General features: G+C 37.0%; 5 protein-coding genes. 2 read left to right on the top strand and 3 right to left on the bottom strand.

Features of this window, described 5'->3' with window-relative positions:
- On the bottom strand, nt 1-3,173 hold a 3,173-nt coding region (locus PLJ10_05910; GenBank protein HOK09181.1), incomplete at its 3' end, for a GLUG motif-containing protein.
- A 487-nt stretch (nt 3,174-3,660) separates the two neighbouring features.
- On the opposite strand from PLJ10_05910, the gene PLJ10_05905 reads away from it, so the two are divergent.
- Entirely contained in the window at nt 3,661-5,061 is a 1,401-nt protein-coding gene (locus PLJ10_05905; protein HOK09180.1) for a neutral/alkaline non-lysosomal ceramidase N-terminal domain-containing protein, read from the top strand.
- Nucleotides 5,062-5,083: 22 nt separating this feature from the next.
- Nucleotides 5,084-6,628, top strand: coding sequence for a hypothetical protein (locus PLJ10_05900; GenBank protein HOK09179.1), 1,545 nt, complete (start codon nt 5,084-5,086; stop codon nt 6,626-6,628).
- Between the two features lie 53 nt (nt 6,629-6,681).
- Here PLJ10_05900 and PLJ10_05895 read toward each other — a convergent pair whose 3' ends face one another.
- Entirely contained in the window at nt 6,682-7,521 is an 840-nt protein-coding gene (locus tag PLJ10_05895) for a ThuA domain-containing protein (protein HOK09178.1), read from the bottom strand.
- Between the two features lie 38 nt (nt 7,522-7,559).
- Entirely contained in the window at nt 7,560-8,132 is a 573-nt protein-coding gene (locus PLJ10_05890; GenBank protein ID HOK09177.1) for a YkgJ family cysteine cluster protein, read from the bottom strand.
- Between the last annotated feature and the right edge of the window lie 301 nt (nt 8,133-8,433).

Genomic DNA, 8,433 nt, shown 5'->3' with positions numbered 1-8,433 from the left:
AGTGTCCTGAATAGGGATACAATATCTTCATCGGGGCGGTTTATATATAAATCCTGGATTGAGTATCCGTTTCCATTAAACACCCCCGTAAAGGTATCTATAGGATTAAAACCTTTACCCCCATCCCAATTGATAGTGTCGCTTGCGTCTATATCTGCTCTTAAGTTATAAGTAGCATTCCAGGGATAATTCCAATCCCGTCCTATTTTGTTTAAGTCCTCGATACTCCATATATCTATGGATATAGGAATAGGCAGTGGTTGTTGAGTAGGTCCTAATTCCGTAAGATAAGGATAACTAACTCCTTCTATGATACGCCAAATGCCAGGGAAATTCCATCCAACATAATTAGACTGCGTTTTCATTTGTGTGGTCGTTCTACCTTCTCCGCCTGCGGAGTTGTATTGTCCAGATGTATTGGTATCCCAATAACTATCTGTAACTGAGGAATAATTTACTCCGACCAGTCCACCTGTATCTACTCCTCCAATAACCCTCCCCTTAGAATAACATTGTTCAATTGTCCCAGAATTATAACCGACTAATCCACCTACACTTTTGTTTCCCGAAACTTCTTCTGTCGAATAACATTGAATAATCGTTCCACTGTTTGCTCCTGTAAGACCACCTATATTTTCAACTCCTGATACAAGTGTAACAGAGTAGCATGTGTCAATATTGGCTCCATATTCATTTGTTCCGGTTATTGCTCCTACATTAGATCTACCATTAACATAACCTTTAAACCAACTCTTTTCTATGTGATTGAAGTTACAAGCAGATATCCCTCCAGTTAGTGTATTCCCTGAAATAATACCTGTTACATGACAATTCGATATGACCCCATAATTTTGGGTAACAAGTCCGGAGATATTAGTATCACCACATACCCAGACATTTTGTAGATTTAAGTTTTTGATTTTCCCTCCAACTAATTTGCTAAATAATGCTAAGTAACTCTGATTATATTGGTTGATATACAAATTAGATATAGTATGGGCATCTCCTTCAAATACTCCAGCAAATAGACTTATTGGTTTGAATCCTTTACCGTCATCCCAGCCTATAGTTTCTGATGCGTCTATGTCAGCCATAAGAACATAATGTCCGTCGTATGGATAATCTGGTGTTGTCCCGATTTTTAACAAATCATCTAATGTCCAGATTTCTATTTCCACAGGTTCTGTATAAGATTGTGTCATTCCTAATCCTAATAGGTAAGGATAGGTAATGTCCTCAATAATGCCCCAAATACTAATAAAGTCCCAGCCAGCATAATTTGCCTGTGTTTTCATTTCTGTTGTGGTTTTGCCTTCTCCCCCTGCTGAACTGGTCTGCCCAGATGTCTCCATATCCCAATAACTATTAGAAACAGCTCCACCAAAAATAGCTCCTATAAGACCGCCAGTGTTAGAGGTTCCTGACACGGCTCCAGCAGAATAACATTCCGAAATGGTATCAAAGTTTCTTCCTACAAGCCCTCCAATACCATCACTGCCTGAGGTTTTACTCATTGAATAACACTTTTCAATAGTCCCCAAATTATAACCTGCCAAACCACCTACATAACTGGCTCCTGAAACTTCTCCCGTCGAGTAGCACTGATTAATCGTCCCATCGTAGTTATTTCCCACTAAGCCACCAATGGTATAGTTCCCCGTGATTCTACCAACTGAATAAGAGAGAAATATTGAACCATAGTTATAGCCCACAATTCCTCCACAAGAGTTATTACCTATTAAAGAACCCTCAAAAGAAGTAACATTAATAAGACTTATATTAAAGCCCACAATTCCTCCAACATATTCATATCCCATAATAAATCCGGTACTATGGCTTTTTTCTATCGTGCCAGAGTTATACCCTGCAAATCCCCCTACATAATTATTACCCACAAACCATACATCTAACATCTGTAAATCATATACTTTCCCCAAAATTACCTTTTCAAACAGTCCAATGTATGATTTATTTTGTCTATTTATGTATAGATTTGTTATAGCGTATCCATTTCCATAAAACTCACCACAAAATGGATATATCGGAGAAAATCCCTCTCCATTATTCCATTGATTTGTCTCTTTAGCATCAATATTTGTCATTAAATAGTATTTTCCATTCCATGGATAATCCCAGTCTTTTCCTATTCTATCCAAATCTTTTAGTGACCATATCTCTCTTTCTACGGGTGCATTTATGGATGGAATAGGTCCCAAGTCTTGGATATATGGGTAAGTGACATTTTCCACAATTTCCCAATAATAATCGAAATCCCAACCGGTATAGGTTGCCTTTTGTTTCATTTCTGCAGTAGTTTTACCCTCTCCACCTGAAGAACCAGTTTGCCCTGATGTCTCTATATTCCAATAACTCTGAATGACAGTATTAAAATTGTAGCCCACTAATCCCCCCGTGTATAGAGTCCCTAAAACAGCACCTATAGAATAACATTGAGATATAGTATTTGAATTTATCCCAACGAGCCCACCTATATTTGAAATCCCCGTTACATTAGAGTTAGAGTAACACTGTACCACGAGTCCAATATTATACCCTACAATCCCTCCTATGTAAGATTCTCCTATTATGTAAGCAGTCGAATAACATTGTGAAATAGTGCCGTAGTTTGTACCTACAACTCCCCCCATATATAAATTGCCTGCAATATAACCTGTGACGAAGCATTGAGAGATAGTTCCGTTATTATTGACTGCTATACCTGCTATGTATTGAGCGGAAATCATAAAACAATTTTCTAATCCTAATTTTTCCACTACAGCACCTGACTCCACTCTCCTGAATAGTCCTACATAACCTGAATCTAAAAGATTAGAAACCCTTCCATTAATATATAAATTACTTATCACATGCCCATTTCCATTGAATTGTCCCATAAATGGATTTGTATTGCTACCTAAGGGTATAAATCCTGCACCATCGTTCCAATCTTTTGTCACACTGGCATCAATATCGTTTGTTAATACATAACTGCCATTCATGGGATAAGACGGGTCGTTGCCTATTTTTTGTAGTTCATCAATGGTGCTAATTTGAATAACAGCATAACTGTTTAAAGAAAGAAAGAGGAACAAAAAAAGCAACCATGGAGGTGGAAGGATTGTTAATATAGGTAGACAGATTATTTTTTTTAGATTTTGTTTGCGTTCTATCATTGTATTTTCTCCTAAAATTTAATAATTTTAATGATTAACATAGATAGAAAATAACGGCTCTTTCTGATTGATTGAGAAGATGGTTTTCAACTCTAACGTTAGAGGTATACACATCATACTTAACCAGTCAAAATTTCTTTTTTCTGCTTTTTTTGTGTTTTAATTTTCCTTTTTTCGATTAACTTTTACACACAGCATTTCTTTTTAGTGTTTTTTGAAAGAACATAACACCAAGAATATTTTTTACTTTATAGTATACGTGCATTATAAATAACATATATATTATACCAAATAAAAATTTTTTTGTAAAAAAAATTTTTGAGATATGTTTATTTATGATATAGAAGGAAACTTAACGACGCATAAATGGTCTATTATATGTTAAAATATGGTTTTAGTTTTTGAATATATGTATATGGAAGGAATTTTGAGTTAGCAATTTTGGTTCGTATAATTTAAATTTAAGAATATACTGGAGGTATTCTTCATGGCACGATTAAAGAAAATTTTGTTGGTTATTATTGTTGTTATTTTGCTTTTGGTAGGCACTTTCTTATTGGTGATAGGACCGTGGCCAGTGTATCGGACTACGGACTTTAAGTCGGCACGTTATTACCAGAAAAGTATAGACGAATTGCAAGCATCTGCGAGAAAAACGCATATTTCGGATTCTCCTGGTCTTTTGAAGGCTGGTTGGTCAAGCCAGATAATAACACCACCTATTGGCACACCGCTTGGTGGATATTCTGCACGGAATGGAAAACCTTCCACAGGTGTGCATGATGAATTGTATGCTAAAGCCATTGCTTTAAGTGATGGTGAGGATACTGTTGTTATTGTTGGTACAGATTTATTGTTGGTTCCTCCGAATATTGCGGAGAAAGTGCGTCAGCAGGTTGGTCAAAAAACGCCACTTACATCGGAACAGTTATACTTTACTGCGAGTCATACGCATTGTGGACCTGGAGCATGGGCACCTGGTGTTGCAGGGAAAATTACGGGTGGTAAATATAACCCTGCAGTTGTGGAGCACCTTGCTAAATATATTGCGGAAGCGATTATTGAAGCTTATAACAAGATGGAACCTGCAAAAATTGCGACAGGTAACGTGGATGCTGGTGATTTTATTCGTAACCGCACACGAAAAGAACCCGTTGATTCAGATCTGAATTTTATGGTAGTAGAACAGAATAGTGGAAATCGCTGTTACGTGGTTCGTTTTTCAGCACATCCAACGAATTATGATGATGACATGATGCAATTTAGTGCTGAATATCCTGGTGCTCTTCAACGTTTTATAGAGCATCAACCGAAAACGACAGCCATTTATTTAGGAGGTGCTTTAGGTTCAAGTGGGCCGAGGGCTCCGGATGCTCCGGATGCAGAGTCGAGGGTTTTAGCTATGGGGAATCAATTGGGACAACTTGTGTTGGATAATTCTCAATCTTTAACATTTGAAGACCATGTTGAAGTTGCTTCTTTTGCTTTTCTTGTGTATATGCCTCCGTTCCAAGTACGACCTGTAAGTATAAAATGGCGATTATCTCCTCTGGCTGGTAAGATTATGGGAGTACCTCCTTATGGTTGGTTCCAGGCGTGTAGGGTTGGGGATGTTCTTTTAGTCGGCTTGCCGTTTGATTTTAGTGGTGAAATTAGTCGAGTATGGAAAATGACTGCGGGCACAATGGACATAGACCTCTGGACTACGAGTTTTTCTGGGGCTTATTGTGGATACCTCTCTCCAGACCGTTATTACTGGCAAGAACCTTTGAATTACGAGACAGGGTTGATGAGCTGGTTTGGTCCATCGTGTGAGGCTTTTATGAAAGACCTCTTTGAAAAAAGTATGCTTACCCTATTTCCTAATATAAAACAAGCGGGTTTGTAAGAATTATATTATAAGGCGAGTTATGAGTGAACATTTTAATTCAGATGAAGAGCATATCCGAGATGGTTCTGGGGACTTCCCCGAACATTCAATACCTCCTACAACCGAAATCAAGGCAGAACCAATAAACATAGAGGAAAATAGAATATCTTCGGATGTTCCGCCCACACCTTTTCCCAATGGTAATGTGCGATTAAAGGGTGAAAATCTATTTCGGTGGTTATTGTTGGGGATTCTTTTACTTTTCTTGATAGGTCACTGGGAAGATAAACAACTGCGGAAAAAGCCATGGTCTCGGGGTGCTATTCTTTGGGAGGAGGACATTATTAATGAAGTTTCTGACAAGATTGCTGATAATAAAGACGTGGAGCAGGTAATTGTAATTCCAAATGTTTGTAATGCAGAGGATAGAGGGGAGGATACGATTGTTCAAATGTTAAAAAAGATTGAACTTGGTGATGAAAAAAATATACCAAGTATTCCTTACCCTGCGTTTATCTGGCTAAAGCCAGCAAATACATTTCTTCCCATGTTAGCCTCTGGCAGGTTACCAGAACCAGGAAAACGTGAAGCATTAGCAGGAGATTTGGCACCAACGGAGCCATTTAATGTTGGTGAGGAGACATATACGGTAGTCGGGGTATTGTCTAAAGATTGTGCACCTTTTGTAGGTGCTTATGTGATACCGATTGAAAACATCTTAAAGATACCCACTACGATAAGTATAGGTTTTTTCTTTCCTGATAATGAAACATTAATCTCTATACTACATTCCCTCGATGCGGAGAAGGTTAAGAAGATTGATATACGACAAGGCATTTCTGGACTTCAAATTCGCACCTCTACTCTCTTTGCAATTGCTACAGCATTAAGTTTATTAATCATTTGTTGGTCATTCAGGGAGATTCTTGCCTTGTTTTACATACGGTTAGCAAATCCACCTACGTTATTATTGGGTCCGCTTTTTCATGAGATAAAAGAGCACAGGAGATTCTTTCGGTTTGTAAATACTTTTTTTTATGCAGTTTTCTTCATCAATCTTTTTACCGCTCTTTATGAGCCTGAAACACATCGGCTTATTATTTATTACATTAATCAGGTGTTCTCTGAGGGAAACTTACAATATATCGGGGAGGCATATGAACGGGGCGATATTCTCCAAGCGGCAATTAATACATTTCACAACAATTTCTGGGTTCAAACATTTTTATTAACAATACTTATTTCTATCCCTCCATTTCTATTAGGGGTATTGAAGAATTTGGTTAGCTTTGCATTTGCAGGTTATGCAATGGCTCCTATTTGGGCAGGAACGGCTGTGCGACTGACATTTCATTCTATAACTATTGTTTTGGAATTAGAGGCATATATATTGGCTGTTTTTGCCGTTTTACTCTGGACATATTATGTCTGGAACGTTTTATTTACACGGAAAAATTGTTTGATGAAATTTACAAAGGGTTTCCGTATTCTAATCTCTGCGACTCTTGCCTCTGCATGTTTGCTTGCTATCGCTGCTTTATACGAGGCAACAACAATAATCCTGCTCTCAAATTTTATTAGTTAAAGCAGGCAGAATTTTTTTGAAAACAATATAAAGAGCAAGGATTGGCTTAGTCTTTATTTTTCTGGCATCACCTTTTGGTAGTTGGGTTCTGCCTGAGCAGGACCTTGTCCACTTGCCCAAATGATATTTGACTTTAGGAGTTCTTGATATTGGGAACTTTCCCAAACATCTTCGCGATGACCCAATCCATTATATACTACTCGTCCCTTTCCAAATTCATGACACCAAACAATCGGATAACTCGGGACATTATACATTTCCTGTTTCTTCCGTTCTTCACCTGGATTTAGTAATATCAACACATGCATGATTTCTTTGTTCATATTTTTCATCAAATACCATTCTTCTTCTGTTTCCCAGCCATCGGGGAAGTTTCCTAAGGCGGGATGTCCTTTACTTACAATTTCGAGTTTTCCTTTGAATTGTTTGCCATGTGTTGCGAATTCACCTCCTAACATTTTTACATAATCACTTATTTTATCCCCCTTAGAATGGAAACTGTCGTTTGCTGGATGTATACCAATAAAACCACCTCCATTCTGTATCCATTTAATTAGTTCTTGTTCCCCTTCGGACTTCATAGGGGGTTGTCCATCAGTACCTGCTTCTGTTAAATCGCCAGAGGTATAAAAAATTACGACATCGTAATTATTTAAATTCTCAGCATTGATTTTTGAGGCATCTTTAGTGCACTCGACCTGCCAACCATTTTTATTTCCCAACTCTACTAAAATTTTTTCGGAAAAGGAAAGTTGATTGTTTTCTCGTTTCACTACACTATGTTCGAAACCTGAAGATTTGGTGAGATAAAGAACCTTTAATGGTTCTGCACCACCGACATTGGTGGATAATAAAAAGGCAATGGCTAATGTGAGTATGAGGATGGTCTTCATTGTTAAATTCCTTCTGTTAATTTTTCGTTTTCTTTTCTTTATTTTGTACTTATTCGTTTACTTTTTATTATCACCACGAATAAATCAATAAAGTCAAATGGTGTGTTTGCAGATTTATGTTGACTATTAAAATATGCGACTAACTCCTGGTAATCCTGTTGGTGTTCTTGGTCTTCTTCCCATATTTTTGTTAGTTCTTCAACATTTACCAGACCATCACGATGTTTTGGACAGCCAACATCTTTGTGTAATGAGAATGAATGAACCTCGCCAGACCTTTTTTGTCTCAATTTAAATGGAAATAACCTGCATAATAAAGGGCGGTGGTGATATACCTTGCAAAAACCATTTTTAGTGTCGCGGAAAAAACATCCTTTCTGAGTTCGTTTCAGAGCCATCATATACTTTTTACCATTAACTTTAAGCCATGTCGGGTCAGACTTGGCAATACCCTGAATATCTTCAGGCGTTACAAATTCTAAAAACTCTTTTGGACTTAAATTTGTTGCCTTAACTATCTGAATTACATCGAATGGTGTCGGACAACAAATAACATCTCGGCAACAATGACCACAATGATGGCACTTAAAATGAACAACCTTTATTCCCATATCTTAAAAACATCCTGATTTCATATTTGTAAAAAATTATTGGTCAATATCCCTATTTATTCGATTTTTTTACTAACAACTGCTTTTTAGAACTAAATTCTATTTTTTGAATGACGATTGTTATAACATATCTTTATAAAAAATTTCTATTATGATTATGGTAACATCTCTTTCAAGACTGTAATTTGAAATTCCTGACACGATATGATATAAAGTAATGTAGATAAATCGATGGAAAAAGGTGAGATTATTTATCTTATTTCTTTCTCACATAAAGGAACGTATTTGTATAATAAAAAAA

It is taken from the genome of Candidatus Hydrogenedens sp. (assembly GCA_035361075.1).
Lineage (GTDB): Bacteria > Hydrogenedentota > Hydrogenedentia > Hydrogenedentales > Hydrogenedentaceae > Hydrogenedens.
This window is presented reverse-complemented; position numbering and strand designations above follow the sequence as displayed.

Bases quoted from the DNA above. Each gene is read 5' to 3' on its own strand.
- PLJ10_05905 (HOK09180.1), top strand. From the start codon at position 3,661: ATGGCACGATTAAAGAAAATTTTGTTGGTTATTATTGTTGTTATTTTG.
- PLJ10_05900 (HOK09179.1), top strand. From the start codon at position 5,084: ATGAGTGAACATTTTAATTCAGATGAAGAGCATATCCGAGATGGTTCT.
- PLJ10_05895 (HOK09178.1), bottom strand. From the start codon at position 7,521: ATGAAGACCATCCTCATACTCACATTAGCCATTGCCTTTTTATTATCC.
- PLJ10_05890 (HOK09177.1), bottom strand. From the start codon at position 8,132: ATGGGAATAAAGGTTGTTCATTTTAAGTGCCATCATTGTGGTCATTGT.